This window comes from Rhizobium sp. Rhizsp42 (assembly GCF_047304155.1).
GTDB lineage: Bacteria > Pseudomonadota > Alphaproteobacteria > Rhizobiales > Rhizobiaceae > Rhizobium.
The window spans coordinates 60,831-74,272 of record NZ_JBGLYS010000003.1 but is presented as its reverse complement, the minus strand read 5'-3'; the positions used below and the strand labels follow the sequence as shown (position 1 = coordinate 74,272).

General features: G+C 60.6%; 17 protein-coding genes and 2 tRNA genes. 9 read left to right on the top strand and 10 right to left on the bottom strand.

Translation table 11 applies throughout. The features are described from left to right. Positions 1 to 31 precede the first annotated feature (31 nt). Positions 32 to 108 (top strand) — tRNA-Pro (locus ACCD05_RS04800). 98 nt (positions 109 to 206) lie between these two features. On the opposite strand, the gene ACCD05_RS04795 is transcribed toward ACCD05_RS04800, so the two are convergent. The 5 genes from ACCD05_RS04795 to fdhD all read right to left on the bottom strand — a co-directional run bounded on the left by ACCD05_RS04795 (position 207) and on the right by fdhD (position 2,675). Continuing rightward, positions 207 to 380, bottom strand: a complete 174-nt coding sequence (locus ACCD05_RS04795) for a hypothetical protein (protein WP_413391356.1) — start codon at positions 378 to 380, stop codon at positions 207 to 209. A 13-nt stretch (positions 381 to 393) separates the two neighbouring features. Further along, on the bottom strand, positions 394 to 600 hold the full coding sequence (locus ACCD05_RS04790; RefSeq protein ID WP_413391354.1) for a hypothetical protein: 207 nt from the start codon (positions 598 to 600) through the stop codon (positions 394 to 396). 254 nt (positions 601 to 854) lie between these two features. After that, positions 855 to 1,373 carry a Dps family protein gene (locus ACCD05_RS04785; protein WP_111561986.1) on the bottom strand — a complete coding sequence of 173 codons (519 nt, stop codon included), beginning with the start codon at positions 1,371 to 1,373 and terminating at the stop codon, positions 855 to 857. 39 nt (positions 1,374 to 1,412) lie between these two features. Then, entirely contained in the window at positions 1,413 to 1,574 is a 162-nt protein-coding gene (locus ACCD05_RS04780; protein WP_413391352.1) for a hypothetical protein, read from the bottom strand. Positions 1,575 to 1,853: 279 nt separating this feature from the next. Continuing rightward, positions 1,854 to 2,675 (bottom strand): formate dehydrogenase accessory sulfurtransferase FdhD, encoded by an 822-nt coding sequence (gene fdhD / locus ACCD05_RS04775; RefSeq protein WP_413391350.1) that lies wholly within the window; start codon positions 2,673 to 2,675, stop codon positions 1,854 to 1,856. 254 nt (positions 2,676 to 2,929) lie between these two features. Between fdhD and ACCD05_RS04770 the strand changes: the two genes are divergently transcribed. Together ACCD05_RS04770 and ACCD05_RS04765 are read left to right on the top strand one after the other, a co-directional pair. Beyond that, positions 2,930 to 4,510 (top strand): ATP-binding protein, encoded by a 1,581-nt coding sequence (locus tag ACCD05_RS04770; RefSeq protein ID WP_413391348.1) that lies wholly within the window; start codon positions 2,930 to 2,932, stop codon positions 4,508 to 4,510. 173 nt (positions 4,511 to 4,683) lie between these two features. Continuing rightward, the gene (locus tag ACCD05_RS04765) at positions 4,684 to 5,058 is read left to right on the top strand and encodes a response regulator transcription factor (RefSeq protein WP_413391346.1); all 375 of its coding nucleotides are present in this window, start codon (positions 4,684 to 4,686) and stop codon (positions 5,056 to 5,058) included. A gap of 81 nt (positions 5,059 to 5,139) precedes the next feature. Here the strand turns inward: ACCD05_RS04765 and msrA are convergent, their stop codons facing one another. Beyond that, positions 5,140 to 5,652 (bottom strand): peptide-methionine (S)-S-oxide reductase MsrA, encoded by a 513-nt coding sequence (gene msrA, locus ACCD05_RS04760; RefSeq protein WP_112980569.1) that lies wholly within the window; start codon positions 5,650 to 5,652, stop codon positions 5,140 to 5,142. Between the two features lie 369 nt (positions 5,653 to 6,021). On the opposite strand from msrA, the gene ACCD05_RS04755 reads away from it, so the two are divergent. Beyond that, positions 6,022 to 6,246 carry an alkylphosphonate utilization protein gene (locus tag ACCD05_RS04755; protein ID WP_018900360.1) on the top strand — a complete coding sequence of 75 codons (225 nt, stop codon included), beginning with the start codon at positions 6,022 to 6,024 and terminating at the stop codon, positions 6,244 to 6,246. Between the two features lie 188 nt (positions 6,247 to 6,434). Here ACCD05_RS04755 and ACCD05_RS04750 read toward each other — a convergent pair whose 3' ends face one another. Together ACCD05_RS04750 and ACCD05_RS04745 are read right to left on the bottom strand one after the other, a co-directional pair. After that, complete coding sequence (locus ACCD05_RS04750) at positions 6,435 to 6,914, bottom strand: DUF192 domain-containing protein (RefSeq protein WP_413391344.1); 480 nt, start codon at positions 6,912 to 6,914, stop codon at positions 6,435 to 6,437. Next, on the bottom strand, positions 6,914 to 7,492 hold the full coding sequence (locus tag ACCD05_RS04745) for a cold-shock protein (RefSeq protein WP_018900358.1): 579 nt from the start codon (positions 7,490 to 7,492) through the stop codon (positions 6,914 to 6,916). The genes ACCD05_RS04750 and ACCD05_RS04745 overlap by 1 nt, the downstream gene beginning before the upstream one ends. A gap of 193 nt (positions 7,493 to 7,685) precedes the next feature. Here ACCD05_RS04745 and ACCD05_RS04740 point away from each other — a divergent pair, with 193 nt between their 5' ends. The 5 genes from ACCD05_RS04740 to ACCD05_RS04720 all read left to right on the top strand — a co-directional run bounded on the left by ACCD05_RS04740 (position 7,686) and on the right by ACCD05_RS04720 (position 10,527). Beyond that, positions 7,686 to 8,126 (top strand): VOC family protein, encoded by a 441-nt coding sequence (locus ACCD05_RS04740; RefSeq protein WP_018900357.1) that lies wholly within the window; start codon positions 7,686 to 7,688, stop codon positions 8,124 to 8,126. A gap of 155 nt (positions 8,127 to 8,281) precedes the next feature. Further along, positions 8,282 to 9,373, top strand: a complete 1,092-nt coding sequence (locus ACCD05_RS04735) for a YcbK family protein (protein WP_413391341.1) — start codon at positions 8,282 to 8,284, stop codon at positions 9,371 to 9,373. Positions 9,374 to 9,571: 198 nt separating this feature from the next. After that, positions 9,572 to 9,646 (top strand) — tRNA-Glu (locus tag ACCD05_RS04730). A gap of 271 nt (positions 9,647 to 9,917) precedes the next feature. Then, positions 9,918 to 10,202, top strand: a complete 285-nt coding sequence (locus ACCD05_RS04725) for a type II toxin-antitoxin system RelE/ParE family toxin (RefSeq protein WP_413391339.1) — start codon at positions 9,918 to 9,920, stop codon at positions 10,200 to 10,202. 25 nt (positions 10,203 to 10,227) lie between these two features. Further along, positions 10,228 to 10,527 carry a HigA family addiction module antitoxin gene (locus tag ACCD05_RS04720; RefSeq protein ID WP_209233716.1) on the top strand — a complete coding sequence of 100 codons (300 nt, stop codon included), beginning with the start codon at positions 10,228 to 10,230 and terminating at the stop codon, positions 10,525 to 10,527. Between the two features lie 75 nt (positions 10,528 to 10,602). Here ACCD05_RS04720 and ACCD05_RS04715 read toward each other — a convergent pair whose 3' ends face one another. Continuing rightward, complete coding sequence (locus tag ACCD05_RS04715; RefSeq protein WP_413391337.1) at positions 10,603 to 11,934, bottom strand: NAD(P)/FAD-dependent oxidoreductase; 1,332 nt, start codon at positions 11,932 to 11,934, stop codon at positions 10,603 to 10,605. Between the two features lie 163 nt (positions 11,935 to 12,097). Then, the gene (locus ACCD05_RS04710) at positions 12,098 to 13,324 is read right to left on the bottom strand and encodes an adenylate/guanylate cyclase domain-containing protein (protein WP_413391335.1); all 1,227 of its coding nucleotides are present in this window, start codon (positions 13,322 to 13,324) and stop codon (positions 12,098 to 12,100) included. Between the last annotated feature and the right edge of the window lie 118 nt (positions 13,325 to 13,442).

The window sequence follows — 13,442 nt, the reverse complement described above, 5'->3', positions numbered from 1 at the left end:
ATCGAACCGTGTATTGCGCTCCTCGTTGGCACGGAGTGTAGCGCAGTCTGGTAGCGCATCTGGTTTGGGACCAGAGGGTCGGGAGTTCGAATCTCTCCACTCCGACCATCATCATCACGCTGAAACAGCTGATAAATTTCCCTGAAAATCTAAATGGCTGACTATCGCAAGGCGCATGCTTTGCTGGAGCATATTCGTATGCGGCTCTATCTGGCGCGAGGCACTTCGCGACCACCCGCCCGCTCCGCCATGTGTACGAACACGAAGTCATGACGATGCGGCAGCTCGCGCGCCTGCGCGCTCGTCATGATCCCGAGCGGAATCAGCCGGCCATCCCTTTGAATTGACACCTCGACAAGTGGCATGCAGTCCTTCGTCATTCCTGTTCCCTCCTTATGACTGTCCACCGCAATCCTCGCGCAGGCTATCGAGCGCCGTGGATAGGAACGCCGGAAGCGTGAATTGCCAGTAGAGCCGTTCCCAGAGCGACGCATCCGGATCCATATCGAGCAGCGCCTCGAGCGGCATCGAAGGAAATGGCCGTGCCGGCGCGGATGACGGTTGGCATGCGATGCTGTCGCGAAATGCCTGGGTGGTCATGACGCATCCCTTTCGTTCTCTGAGAGGAGCCTAGGGCCAGGGCTACGATCTCGAAATCGTATTGGGGTGTAGCTGCGACCATACCAAGGTATGTGACTGCGCCATTCAATCGACGAGACGCAAGCGGCCAAGGCGCATATGGGCTCCGCTGCACGCGGGGCATATCCGCTCGAATGGCCGGACGCATGCGAATCAAGAAACCATCCCCAACCGGCAAGGTCAGGGATGGCTGGCGCTAGGGTAATCGCATAAGCTTACGCGCCGCGGCGCGTGCTCTCGAACAGGAACCAGGCGCGGCGCTCGGCTTCGTCGATCCAGTTTTCGATAAGGCTCGTCGTTGCGACATCGTTATGCTCTGATGTCAGTTCATGCAGCTGGCGCATCAGGCCCACAAGCTGCTTGTTGTCGTCGCGCAGCTCGGCAAGCATATCCTCAGGCGTCACGTAATCCGCATCGTTGTCGAGCAGCCGCTGCAGCCGTCCAATGTGGCCGATGGAGCGCAGCGTCGTGCCGCCGATCTTGCGGACACGCTCGGCTATGTCGTCGGTCATGGCGAATATCTGCTCGCCCTGCTCGTCCAGCATCAGGTGATAATCGCGAAAGTGCGGGCCGGACATGTGCCAGTGAAAATTCTTCGTCTTCAGATAGAGCACGAACACGTCGGCAAGCAGCGCCGTCAGCGCCGCCGCGATATCGGTCGTGGCGTTCGAGGAGAGATCGGTCGGAGTGGCGAGCGCCGCACGCTGGATCCTGGATGCGGGTTGATAGGTCATGGTCGTCTCCTGGTGATGGTGTGATGAACGTGGATGGGATCAATGAATGGTCGGCGCTATCAGCAAGACCGGCAAACGCCTCTCGTCGTGATCGACGGTGATCGCGATCCGCTTCGGTCGCTGCGCCTCGGGCAGCTGTGCCGGTGGGCTGGTTCCGGCTCGTTTGGCTGCCAGGGAAAACGTCTTCTTGAACGACGACATGGGATTAGCTCCAGTCCGGTGAATGTGGCTGGAGCTTAGGCGGCCTTCTTCGGTCGGCCTATTCTATGGTCGTCTAGTCTGACCACACCTAAGTATAGTTATGGAGCGGATGGGAACGGAGTAGCTTCCTCTCATGCCTCACGTCCCCTCCGTGAGGCGGTAGCGCCGAGCGCTACCTGTCGTCGATGCCGCCCCCGCATCGACGCCGCGGATCGCTCCCCCTCGATCCGCCAGAGACCGCCCCCTACCCCGGGGCGGTCTTTCCTTTTTGGGGTGAAGTTAGAAAATCACCCGCTGCGGATGCGTGAAGATTTCGAAATCCTCTCCGCGCGCAACGGCGATCATGGTGATTCCGGCCTCCTCGGCCGTGCGTATCGCATAGGCCGTCGGCGCCGAAATCGCGATCAGGATCGGGCTGCCAAGGAACCCGGCTTTCTGGATCATCTCGATCGAAAGCCGGCTGGTCACAACGACCGCGCCGCTGCCGCCGGAAACGCCCGAGGTGACGACTGCACCGCAGAGCTTGTCCAGCGCATTGTGCCGGCCGACATCCTCGCGCACTGCCAGAAGCCCTTTCCCCGGCACGAAAAACCCGGCGCCATGCACCGCGCGGGTCTTGTGGTTGAGCTGCTGGTGATCGCCGAGGCTCGCCACGGCGCGCGCGATCTCATCAGGCGTGATCGTCAGATCGGACGACAGTACGGGCCGAACCGTGCGCACGGCCTGCTCCAGCGATTCGATGCCGCACAGACCACACCCCACCGGCCCCATCATGTGCCGCCGGCGCGCGCGCAGCTTCTCCTCGACATCGTCGGCAAGCGTGATCTGCACGTCGATGCCGATCTCGTCCTGGACCACCTCGATCGCCTCGATCTGCGAGACGGCGTCGATCAGCCCCTCGGCAAGGCTGAAGCCGACGGCAAAGTCGACCAGATCATCCGGCGTCGCCATCATCACCGCATGCGAGCTGCCGCCATAGGAGAAGGCGATCGCCACTTCCTCGGGGACGCTGCGCGTCGCGGGCGCTGCAACCCCGCCCCGAAAGGCAATCGTGTGCACCGCTTCATGGCTCGCTCGGCTATCGACGAAACTGATATTCACTCTGCTCTTCCCTGAACAACGCGGCATAGCCGGACAGTCACCGTTCAAGACGCACTATAGGCCGGGACCGGGCGGTCTGTCCTCGTCAAAGAACATGGACCTCTGGTCCACACCACTGCCAATCCAGCCGCACACACGGTCAATCGCTTGAAACAGAAGGCAAAACCACCTTTTGCGCAAACGACACCTATGTATAGGTTAGAATGACGGTCGCGATCGCTATCATGCGCGCCAAGGTAGATGGGGATCATATCATGAGCGCGGAACGAGCCGGTGTGCTGTTCAATCAACGTGGCGGCACGGGCCATCGCGTCACAGTCGCGCTGATATCAGCCTTCCTGATGGCGATCGTCTTTGTGATCGATACCTTCACCGACATCGAAGGCGCCATCGCGGTTCTTTATGTCATGGCTCTTCTGCTCGGCTCGGAGATCCTGACCCGCACCGGATTGCTGCTGACGTCGATCGTCTGCATCTTCTTGACGGTCCTTTCCTATTTCCTGACCCACGGCCCCGATCCCGACCTGCAGACCTTCATTCGTCTCGCGGTCGCGCTAGCGGCGCTCGCCATCACCATGGCCCTGCTGTTGAGAAACGACGCCTTCCGCGCCGAACTGATCGAAAGAAATGCCGAAATCCGTGAAAGCGAAGCCCGCTACCGCTCGATTTTCGACGGTGCGCGCGTGGCGCTCTGGGAGAGGGATTATTCGCAGCTGCGCGCCTATCTGATGGGCCTGAAGGCATCAGGCATCTCCGATCTTGAAGAACACGCGAGCCGACATCCCGAAGTCATCGACGATTGCATCGGCCTGCTGCGCACTGTTGCAGCGAATGAAGCGGCCCGGGAGCTTCTGGGCACCACCTCCGGCGGCGAAGTGCGGGATTCCATGGTCCATTTCATCGCGGCCGGAGACCAGACATTCCTGCGCGTGATGAACGCCATTTTCAACGGCCAATCCTATTTCGAAGGCAAGGGCACGATCACCACCGACGGCGGCGAAGTCAGGCAGGTTCTTTTGAGCATCAGTTTCCCTGAAGACATCGCCGCCTTCAACCGCGTCGTCGTCGGCATGGTCGACATCACCCAGCGCGAAATGACGGAAGCCGCGTTGATCGAGGCGCGCGCCGAATTCGCCAAGGCGTCGAAAGCGGCCACCATCGGCGCCCTCTCCGCGTCGCTCGCGCATGAACTGAACCAGCCGCTCGGCGCAATTGCCGTCAACGCGCAGACGCTGCTTCGCTGGCTGGATCGCGACCCGCCGGATCTATCGGCGATCCGTCGTTCCGCCGAACGCATCATCCGCGACGGCCAGCGTGCCAGCGACATCATCCACAACACCCGCAACCTCCTCACTCAGCAGGAAAGCAAGGCCGAGTGGATCGACCTGTCGACGCTGATCGATGAAACCCGCTCGCTGGTCGAGCACGACCTGAAACGCGATGGCATCACTGTCACCGTTCATCCGGGCGCAGGCGTGCCGCGCGTGAAGAGCGTGCGGGTGGAGATCCAACAAGTGATGATCAACCTCATGACCAACGCCATCCAGGCGATCAACGGCGCAAAGTGCCCCGTTCGCGAGATCATCATCGAGATCCAGCCGGCCGAGGGCATGGTCGGTGTGTCGGTCAGGGATAGCGGCCCGGGCATCAGCCCAGAGGGAATGGAGAAGCTGTTCACGCCCTTCTACACCACCAAGGTCGAGGGACTCGGAATGGGGCTGTCTATCTGCCGCAGCACGCTGGAAAGCCGCGGCGGCAGGCTCGACGGCTTCAATCATCCTGATGGCGGCGCGGTGTTCAGGATGACGCTACCGATCGAGGATCCACATCTGTAACCGCCCGCAGCAGCAGCCGGTTGTGCGTCCCGCTCAGCGCGCGGCGGACGTGAACAACCTAAACCCTTGTATGATACCGTTTCCCGGTATCGGCGCGCATATTAGGGGAAACAAGCAAGCATCCGAGTCCGAAATACCCACGTGCCGGAATACCCATATCAAGGTCCCCTCTCTTGCCCCACATTTCCACCATTGCCATCGTCGACGACGACCAAGCCATTCGGGAGGCGCTCGACGATCTCGTCCTGTCCTGCGGCTATCAAAGCCTGCTATTCGCCAACGCCGAGGAGTTTCTGGCCTACGAGGATCGCGCCTCGATTGACTGCATGCTTCTTGATGTCGCCATGCCCGGGCTGAGCGGTATCGAGCTGCAAGCCGAACTGAACAAGACACCGCCGAGACCGCCGATCATCTTCATGACCTCCTATCGCGACGAGCGCACCAGATCGGCAGCGCTTGACGGCGGCGCCTTCGCCGTTCTCGGCAAGCCCGTTGATATCAAGCACCTCCTCGCCTGTCTTGAATCGGCGCTTCAACGCCAGAGCTGACGGAAGGCCGCCACCTTTGCGCGGCCTGAAACGCAAAACGCCAGGCCTTTCGACCTGGCGCTTAAAAGGAGCGGCTCTCTTTTAAGCCGCGGAAGATCGCCGCTTCGGCAGCTTCCAGCCTGGACGGACGAAGTGGCAGGTATAGCCGTTCGGAATCCGCTCCAGATAGTCCTGATGCTCCGGCTCCGCCTCCCAGAAATCGCTGACTGGCGCGAGCTCGGTGACGACCTTGCCAGGCCACAGGCCGGATGCATCGACATCGGCGATAGTGTCTTCGGCGACACGCTTTTGCTCATCGTTCGCGTAGTAGATGGCCGAGCGGTAGCTGGGGCCGAGATCGTTGCCTTGGCGATTGGGCGTCGAGGGATCGTGGATCTGGAAGAAGAATTCCAGAATGTCGCGATAGCTGGTCTTGGCGGGATCGAAGAGGATCTCGATCGCCTCGGCGTGGTTGCCGTGATTGCGATAGGTCGCGTTGGCGACCTCGCCGCCGGTATAACCCACGCGCGTCGTCTCGACACCCGGCATACGCCTGATCAGATCCTGCATCCCCCAGAAACAACCGCCTGCAAGCACTGCGCGTTCGATAGTCATCGAATATCTCCATTCCCTGAGGTTCGTTACGGAATTCGTCGGGCAGCAGTCCTGATGTTTCCACCCGTCCTGCCTGAGCCACCTGCAAAGGCAACTCGCCGCGTGGCCTACAGATAGGGATTCGACGTCATCTTTGCCAGTGCCATAGCATCGAGCTCGCGCATATCAGCAGCGAGACATTCAGCCAGCGCTGATCAAAGACCGTGTCCAACCAATTGATTTTACTTTGGCGGCTCCAGCCTCTAGGGAAGCATCATAAGTTGCGTGGCGCAGGCTCGATAACCCAACGTGATGTGAATCACGTAACGGGAACCGCAGGCGCGCCATATCCCTCATATCCAACAAGCAATTTAGAAAAGCGAGATCAACATGACCGACGAACCAATCGTAAGAGACAGCAACGGCGCTGAACTCAACGACGGCGATTCCGTCACGCTCATCAAGGACCTCAAGGTCAAGGGCACATCGGAAACCATCAAGCGCGGAACGCTGGTGAAGAACATCCGCCTCAACGGAAACCCCGGTGAAGTGGAATGCAACACCAAGCAGGTCAAGGGCCTGGTGTTGAAGACGGAGTTCCTCAAAAAGGCGTAGGCAGCAGTGATATGTGTGCCAGATCGCAACGTTTGATGCAGATCAATGTGGCGACGGCGCACCGCGCTATTGTCCGCTCATGAGCTTCATGCACGTCGCTCATAACCGTACAACTTGGCTCGTCCTGGCGATACCGCGGGACGAGCCTTTTTTTATGTGAGCAGAAATGAAACGGTAGCCGCTCTCGGCTACTTGTACTTGGTGATCGTCGGGCTGGTCACGCGGTCGCCCGCCTTCAGGCCGAGCTTGGCGGCAGCACCCGCATTGAGCTCGATCACGTACTTCACCGGGGTCACCGAATCGATGATATCGCGAGAATACGGCACCGCATTCTGCTTGACGCCGCGAACGATGCCCGCCCGATCGACGAACAGCATGTCGAGCGGCAGCACCGTATTTTCCATCCACATCTGCACGCGCTTCGACGCGCCAAAATCGAAAATCATTCCCGCATCGGCAGGCATTTCCTGCCGGTACATCAGCCCGCGCTGGCGCTGTTCATTGGTATCGGCGATCTCGACGGTAAAGTTGTACTTCTGTCCTGCCGTCGTCTCGATGACCAGCGGCTCCTTGTCGAACTTGACGACGGACTGGGCGAATGCCGGCAGCGCCAACATGAAAAAAAGCGCCAAGAAGGCGCTTCTGATCCGGTGCAAAACCATGTTCATCAGTGCGCCCGGCTCACAGGCGTCGGCGCATCCGGATGGATTTCGGCTGCCATCAGGCCCTTGTCGCCATCGCCAAAGCGAACGAGCACAACCTGGCCGGGACGAAGCTCGGTAAGTCCGAAGCGACGCAGCGTCTCCATATGCACGAAAATGTCCTCGGTTCCCTCACCGCGCGTCAGGAAGCCGAAGCCCTTGGTGCGGTTGAACCACTTGACCAGCGCGCGCTCCAGACCGCTCGTCGCTGTGACCTGCACATGGGTGCGAACCGGCGGCAGCTGCGACGGATGAACCGCCGTGGACTGGTCCATGGAGAGGATCTTGAAGGCCTGGTATCCACGATCGCGACGCTGGATAAGCGCGACGATGCGCGTGCCTTCGAGGATGGTCTGGTAACCGTCGCGGCGCAGGCAGGTCACGTGCAGAAGCACATCCTGCATGCCGTTGTCAGGAACGATGAAACCGAAGCCTTTCGCGACGTCGAACCACTTCACGACACCGGTGATTTCGATGAGGTCAACCGCATCGCCCGCGAGTTGTTCGAGGTCAGTGAATTCCGTCGATGAAATCCTGTCAGCCATTTCGCCAGCCCCTCAATACGCGTCACACTGTTACGGTTAACTGATTCTTGAGATCAAGATTAACATGTTGGTAACGGATTAGCGCAAGCCCTACTTTTCGTTTATTCGCAGCTGCCAATCTTACCCCCTAGTCTTGCCTGAACCTGACGTTCCGCCACATAAGGGGCACGCCAGCATTTAGAGAGGAAACAGAATGCGTTATCTCCACACCATGGTCCGCGTGAAGGATCTGGATGCATCGCTCCATTTCTACGCGACGCTCTTCGGGCTCGAAGAAACCCGCCGCATCGACAACGAGAAGGGCCGCTTCACCCTCGTGTTCCTGGCAGCCCCCGGCGACAAGGCCGACGCCACCGCCAAGGGCGCCCCATGCCTGGAACTGACCTATAACTGGGACCCCGAGGACTACACCGGCGGCCGCAACTTCGGTCACCTCGCCTATGAGGTCGACGACATCTACGCGACCTGCCAGAAGCTGATGGACAACGGCATCACCATCAACCGCCCGCCGCGCGACGGACACATGGCTTTCGTGCGCTCGCCTGATGGCATCTCGATCGAGATTCTGCAGAAGGGCGGCAGCCTGGAAGCGGCCGAACCATGGGCATCGATGGGCAACACCGGCGCCTGGTAAGCCGAGGCTTTTGCGAGGCTTGCGGCTTTTTCGATTTCCGGCCACTGCGTCCGGATCGTCCTTGCCGCACAACTTTGCTGCGGGCACTCTCCAGATGACTCGATGGGAAACGTGCGTTTTGCACGCCCCTCGCCTTCATTTTGGAGAATGCTCGCTTGCTCGCTGTTGAAAAGCGCACGCCCATCAAGGCGGCACTTCTGATCGCCGCCTCCGCCTTGGCGCTGTCGGGCTGCGTGTCCGACAAGCCCGCTGTCGACGCGCTCGCATCCGCCGCCGCCGAACCCGCGCCCGCGCAGGATCAGCAGACGGCCGCAAACGCGCCGACAGCGGCTGGCGCCCAACAGGCCGGCTACCGCGACCCCAGGATAACCAATGTCTCCGGGATGACGAATGTCTCCGGGATGGCCAATGCCCCCGGCGCGCAAGCCGCCAATCTGGCACAAGCGCCCGGCCAGCCGGCATCGGCAGCGCCGGAAGCCATGGCTCCCGCCAACATCGGCGGCCTCGCCATGCAATCGACCGGCATCAACGCCCAGGCGATGAGCATCTTCTCGGTCAAGCCGAAGGTCCAGAACAACCCGACCTCGACCACGTTGCAGCCATCGACCGGCGTCGGCGCAACGCGCTCCAGCGTCTATTCGAGCCAACTCCCGGTCGAGGAGGCGCCGCAGCAGCAAACGCTCCAGCCGCAGCAATCCTCGCAGAACACCAGCACCAGGATCGATCCGGTGCAGACCGCCTCGCTGGCGACAAGCTCTCTCCCCGGCCAGAGCATGAACGCGCTCTACGCAGCACCGAAGCAGAACCTTCTCACCAGCCTCTCCGGCCTCATCAAGAAGGCGTCACTCCCCGGCATGACCCGCATCGCGCCGAACGGATTGCACCTGCAGAACGACAAGGTCGAGGTCGGCTGTTTCAAGCCCAACCTTCTGAAGGTGATCAAGTCGGTCGAGACCCATTTCGGCAAGCCTGTGGTTGTCACGTCGGGCTACCGCGATCCCGAACACAACCGCATGGTCGGCGGCGCCGAGGAATCGATGCATATGAGCTGCGATGCGGCCGACATCCAGATCGACGGCGTCTCCAAATGGGATATCGCCAGCTACATCAGGTCGCTCCCCGACCGCGGCGGCGTCGGCACCTATTGCCACACCGATTCCATCCATCTCGACACCGGCCGCAACCGCGACTGGAACTGGGGCTGCGGCGGCAAACCGGCCGCTGCCACGCTCGCCCGCGCGCTCTGATACAAAGCTTATTCCACTGACCGCCGTCCGTTGCCTCTCCCGGCAGCGGACGGCTGCTTACATTTAGGCGTTTGATTTCAAGACAATACGCCCGTTTTTCCACACGCTGACATTTCTTGTCATTTTTTTGCAAAAAATCACTTCTTGCCGCTTGCGGGAATCCAAGTGCCTGATTATAAGGGCGCCACCACGAAGGAAGCGCCCTTCGTCTATCGGTTAGGACACCAGATTTTCATTCTGGGAAGAGGGGTTCGACTCCCCTAGGGCGTGCCACTTCTCTCGTAATCATTTGAAATGAATACGAATTTCGGCCTATTTTTGATGTGCGGCAAATGCATCCTCGAGAATGACGGCCCTCACAATCCACGTCACTGAATGAAAATCAGTCCATCCCTTGAAAGCCGTTGTCTTTTCGAGGAAACCCGTCGCTGAGCGGCAAACGCACGCGGCGGCGCCACCCCCATCATTCCCAGCCTCTTAAGACGTAACACGGTGTGCTACGTTTCCATTGCGTTACGCTGCATGCGATGCTACGTTTCAAACAATGACGATCATCAGCTATCGCGGCGATTGGGCGCCGGCCCTCATAGATGGAAAGTCTCCAAAGGGGTTTCCACCCGATCTTGTTAAGGCGGCAAGGCGAAAACTGTTCATGCTCGACAACGCTTCGGCCCTATCCGACTTGTTGTCCCCTCCGGGCAACCAGTTGGAGAAGCTGAAACGCGACCGGGCGGGCCAGCATTCAATTCGGATAAACGACCAATGGCGGATTTGCTTCCGTTGGACGGATGCCGGGCCTGAGAACGTCGAGATTGTTGACTATCACTGACTGCCAACTGCAAGGGAAAGCTACAATGGTAACTCGCTTCCACCCACCGATTCATCCTGGCGAGATACTTCGCGAAGAGTTCATGGTGCCCAACGGCCTCAAGGCTTACACGCTGGCTAAGCTATTGAACGTACAGCGCGCCCGCATCGAGCGGATTGTTGCTGAAAAGAACCCGATTACAACCGATACCGCTTTACGTTTGGCCAGATTGTTCAGCACGACGCCGGAGTTCTGGACCAACATGCAAACCGCCTTCGACCTCTCAACAGCGGAAGCAAACGCGGGCGCGGAGCTCGATGCTATCGTTCCTCTGAAAGCAGCTTGAGACGTCATAGCCAAGAGCCCAGCGAATGCCGCCGATAAAGCATCACCGGCCTGCGGGCAGAGCACTGCCCCACACTCAAACCCCGCTAATCAACTCGATCTTCGACCCATCGCTGAACCGCGACAGCCGGAACGCCTTGGGGCCCACGATCGGCGCCCTGCCCGTCACGATATCGGCCATCAGCCGCCCGGCGGCGGGCGCGATGCCGAAGCCGTGGCCGGAAAAGCCGGTTGCGATGTGAAAGCCGGGAATGGTCTCGACCTTGGAGATAACCGGCACTGCATCGGGCGTCACGTCGATATAGCCCGCCCAGCGCTGGGCGATCTCGGCCTTCTCGAAGACGGGAAACGCGGCCTTCAAATCCGCCAGCGCCTTGTCCTGCTTGCGCCTGGATGGGACGGGATCGAGCACCCTGTTATATTCGAAGGGACTTGCCTCATCGAGCGACCACTGGCGCGGGATGCGGGCTTCGTCGAGGAAGCGCAGGCCGAGCCGGAAGGAGAGCGCCTTCCACTCCGAGCGCAGCGCCGGTAGAAAATCCATGGCATGGCGAAACGACGCCGGCACGATATCGACGATATTGTCGTAGCCCGACGCCACCGTATATCCGCCGTCCTGGCGCTTGCGGATGGCGAAGTCGTTGGCCCAGATCGTCTGCTCCGGCCCGCCCTCGAGCGGCTTGGTTCTCAGAACGCTGTTCATAACCTTCAACTGCGGAAGATCGATCCCGAAGCGGCCCGAAAACAGGCTGGACCACGCCCCACCGGCGAGCACCACGGCCTGGCAGGCGATCGGCCCGCGTTCCGTCACCACGCCGCAGACCGCGCCCGCAGCCAGTTCGATCCCGCGCACCGCGCATGCGGTGAGGATGGTAGCGCCCTTGTCGCGCGCGGCCTCGGCAATCGCGGGTGCCGCCTTCTGCGGTTCGGCGCGGCCGTCGGCGGGTGTATAGAGCGCGCCGGCCATGGGTAGCTTGGAGCCGGCAAAGAGATCGCCGAACTCGCGGGCGCTCAGCATCCTCGTGTCGATCTGATAGTCCCGGAGATTGGCGCGCCAGCGGTCGTGATCCGACAGCTCCTTCTCGTTGGCGCAGGTAAAGATGATGCCGGCGCGCTTGAAGCCCGTATCGCGCCCCGTACGAGCGTCGAGATTGTCCCATATGCGCAGCGCCTCGGCCATCAGCGGCACCTCGCGCGGATCGCGCATCGAGATGCGCACCCAGCCCCAGTTGCGGCTGGATTGTTCCTGCCCGATCCCGCCCTTCTCGCACAAGACGACTTTCAGCCCACGCTCGGCGAGCTCCAGCGCCGTCGAGCACCCGACGATCCCGCCGCCGATCACCACGACATCGCAGGCATCGGGAAGCGTTTCATCGCCATGGACGGGAACGACATAGGGACCGGGCATAGAGGATCTCGCGGATGGTGGTTGTTTCACGAGATGGTCTAGCGCCCGCAATAAGCGCTAGAAACAGCAAATCCGCCACAAGCGCGAATTTGCCGCGGATAAGAACAACTTGCGACGATCGAGGGGCCGAGCAACGCGCACCGCGACCACCAAAAGCGATCGGCTATTTCAATGGAAACGCAAACACGTCGACCGGTTCGCCAAGCCCGCGAAGCGGAAACGCACCCAGGCTGTCCATCTCGTCTTCCTGGCCCGCCATCTCCACGAATGCCCGGGACAGAAGCACCGGCCGCTTGATCTCCTTCGTCAGGCTCTCCAGTCGTGAAGCGACATTCACCGCCGGGCCGATCACGGTGAAATCAAGCCGCCGGCGCGATCCGATGTTGCCGTACATCACCTCTCCGACGTGCACGCCGATCCCATAGCGAAGAACCTCGCGCCCCTTGCGCTTGTTCTCTGCGTTCAGCTCGACCATCGACGCCTCGGCGGTCTTGATCGCCTGCAACAGGTTTTCGCAGGCCTGAGGGTTGCTGAGCGGGAAGATCGCCAGCATGCCGTCGCCCATGAATTTCAGGATTTCGCCGCCATGCTTCTCGATCGGCTCCGACATGGCGTCGAAATAGCCGTTGAGGAGCTCGATCACGTCGTCGCGCGGCCAGTGGTCGGAAATCGTGGTGAAGTCACGAAGATCGCAGATCAGGATGGCTGCTTCCACCGTGGCGCCGCTGCCGCGCGTCGTGGCACCGGCCAAAATCTGCTCGCTGGCATGCGGCCCGACATAGGTCTGCAACAGCGTGCGCGCCATGATGTTCTTCAGCCGGATCTCCGTCACCAGCGTCAGCGCCGGCAGCAGGTCCTTCAGATAATCGACATGCTCTTCCAGGAAGCCACCGGGACGATCGCTGGCGAAGGTCACGATGTGCCGCTTGCCGAGTGTGTGCTCCATCGGCCAGGCGATATACTCGGTCACGCCCTCGCGCTTCAGGTCGTCATAGAATTCGGCATGTCCGTCGCCGGGGCGCAGCGCCTCGATATCCTTGCGCACCTCGCTGGCGCCGCTGAAGATCTCGTTGACCGGGCTTCGCAGGAACTGCGGCGTGTTTTCGATGCCGTAGTCGAAGGTGGTGATCTTCGCCTCGGCCATCCCGGTCTGCCAAAGAATGCGCGCACCCAGCCATTGCGGATGATGCGTCCTGAAATGCATCGTGGCACGGCTGACGGGAATGCCCTCGTCGCGCAGCCGGTCGCAGAGTTGGACCAGAAGATTGTCGATATAGCGCTCGTTGCGCGTCTCGTTGACCAGCCAGTCGAGGCTGGCTGTCCTCTGCCTTGGCCACTGGCCAACGCTCAGCTCTGAAGGCTGTGGAGCCGGGTTTGATTGGAATTGCATCGCCCTACACTCCGCGAGATCCCGCGGCCTTCTCAACATCAAAACAAAAAATCATTCCTACGCCAGCTAAATGGGGTGGCCGGTCGTGGAATGGAATGCCCTATCGGCAACAGCTAAC

Bases quoted from the DNA above. Each gene is read 5' to 3' on its own strand.
- ACCD05_RS04795 (WP_413391356.1), bottom strand. From the start codon at position 380: ATGACGAAGGACTGCATGCCACTTGTCGAGGTGTCAATTCAAAGGGAT.
- ACCD05_RS04790 (WP_413391354.1), bottom strand. From the start codon at position 600: ATGACCACCCAGGCATTTCGCGACAGCATCGCATGCCAACCGTCATCC.
- ACCD05_RS04785 (WP_111561986.1), bottom strand. From the start codon at position 1,373: ATGACCTATCAACCCGCATCCAGGATCCAGCGTGCGGCGCTCGCCACT.
- ACCD05_RS04780 (WP_413391352.1), bottom strand. From the start codon at position 1,574: ATGTCGTCGTTCAAGAAGACGTTTTCCCTGGCAGCCAAACGAGCCGGA.
- ACCD05_RS04770 (WP_413391348.1), top strand. From the start codon at position 2,930: ATGAGCGCGGAACGAGCCGGTGTGCTGTTCAATCAACGTGGCGGCACG.
- msrA (WP_112980569.1), bottom strand. From the start codon at position 5,652: ATGACTATCGAACGCGCAGTGCTTGCAGGCGGTTGTTTCTGGGGGATG.
- ACCD05_RS04755 (WP_018900360.1), top strand. From the start codon at position 6,022: ATGACCGACGAACCAATCGTAAGAGACAGCAACGGCGCTGAACTCAAC.
- ACCD05_RS04750 (WP_413391344.1), bottom strand. From the start codon at position 6,914: ATGAACATGGTTTTGCACCGGATCAGAAGCGCCTTCTTGGCGCTTTTT.
- ACCD05_RS04745 (WP_018900358.1), bottom strand. From the start codon at position 7,492: ATGGCTGACAGGATTTCATCGACGGAATTCACTGACCTCGAACAACTC.
- ACCD05_RS04740 (WP_018900357.1), top strand. From the start codon at position 7,686: ATGCGTTATCTCCACACCATGGTCCGCGTGAAGGATCTGGATGCATCG.
- ACCD05_RS04725 (WP_413391339.1), top strand. From the start codon at position 9,918: ATGACGATCATCAGCTATCGCGGCGATTGGGCGCCGGCCCTCATAGAT.
- ACCD05_RS04720 (WP_209233716.1), top strand. From the start codon at position 10,228: ATGGTAACTCGCTTCCACCCACCGATTCATCCTGGCGAGATACTTCGC.
- ACCD05_RS04715 (WP_413391337.1), bottom strand. From the start codon at position 11,934: ATGCCCGGTCCCTATGTCGTTCCCGTCCATGGCGATGAAACGCTTCCC.
- ACCD05_RS04710 (WP_413391335.1), bottom strand. From the start codon at position 13,324: ATGCAATTCCAATCAAACCCGGCTCCACAGCCTTCAGAGCTGAGCGTT.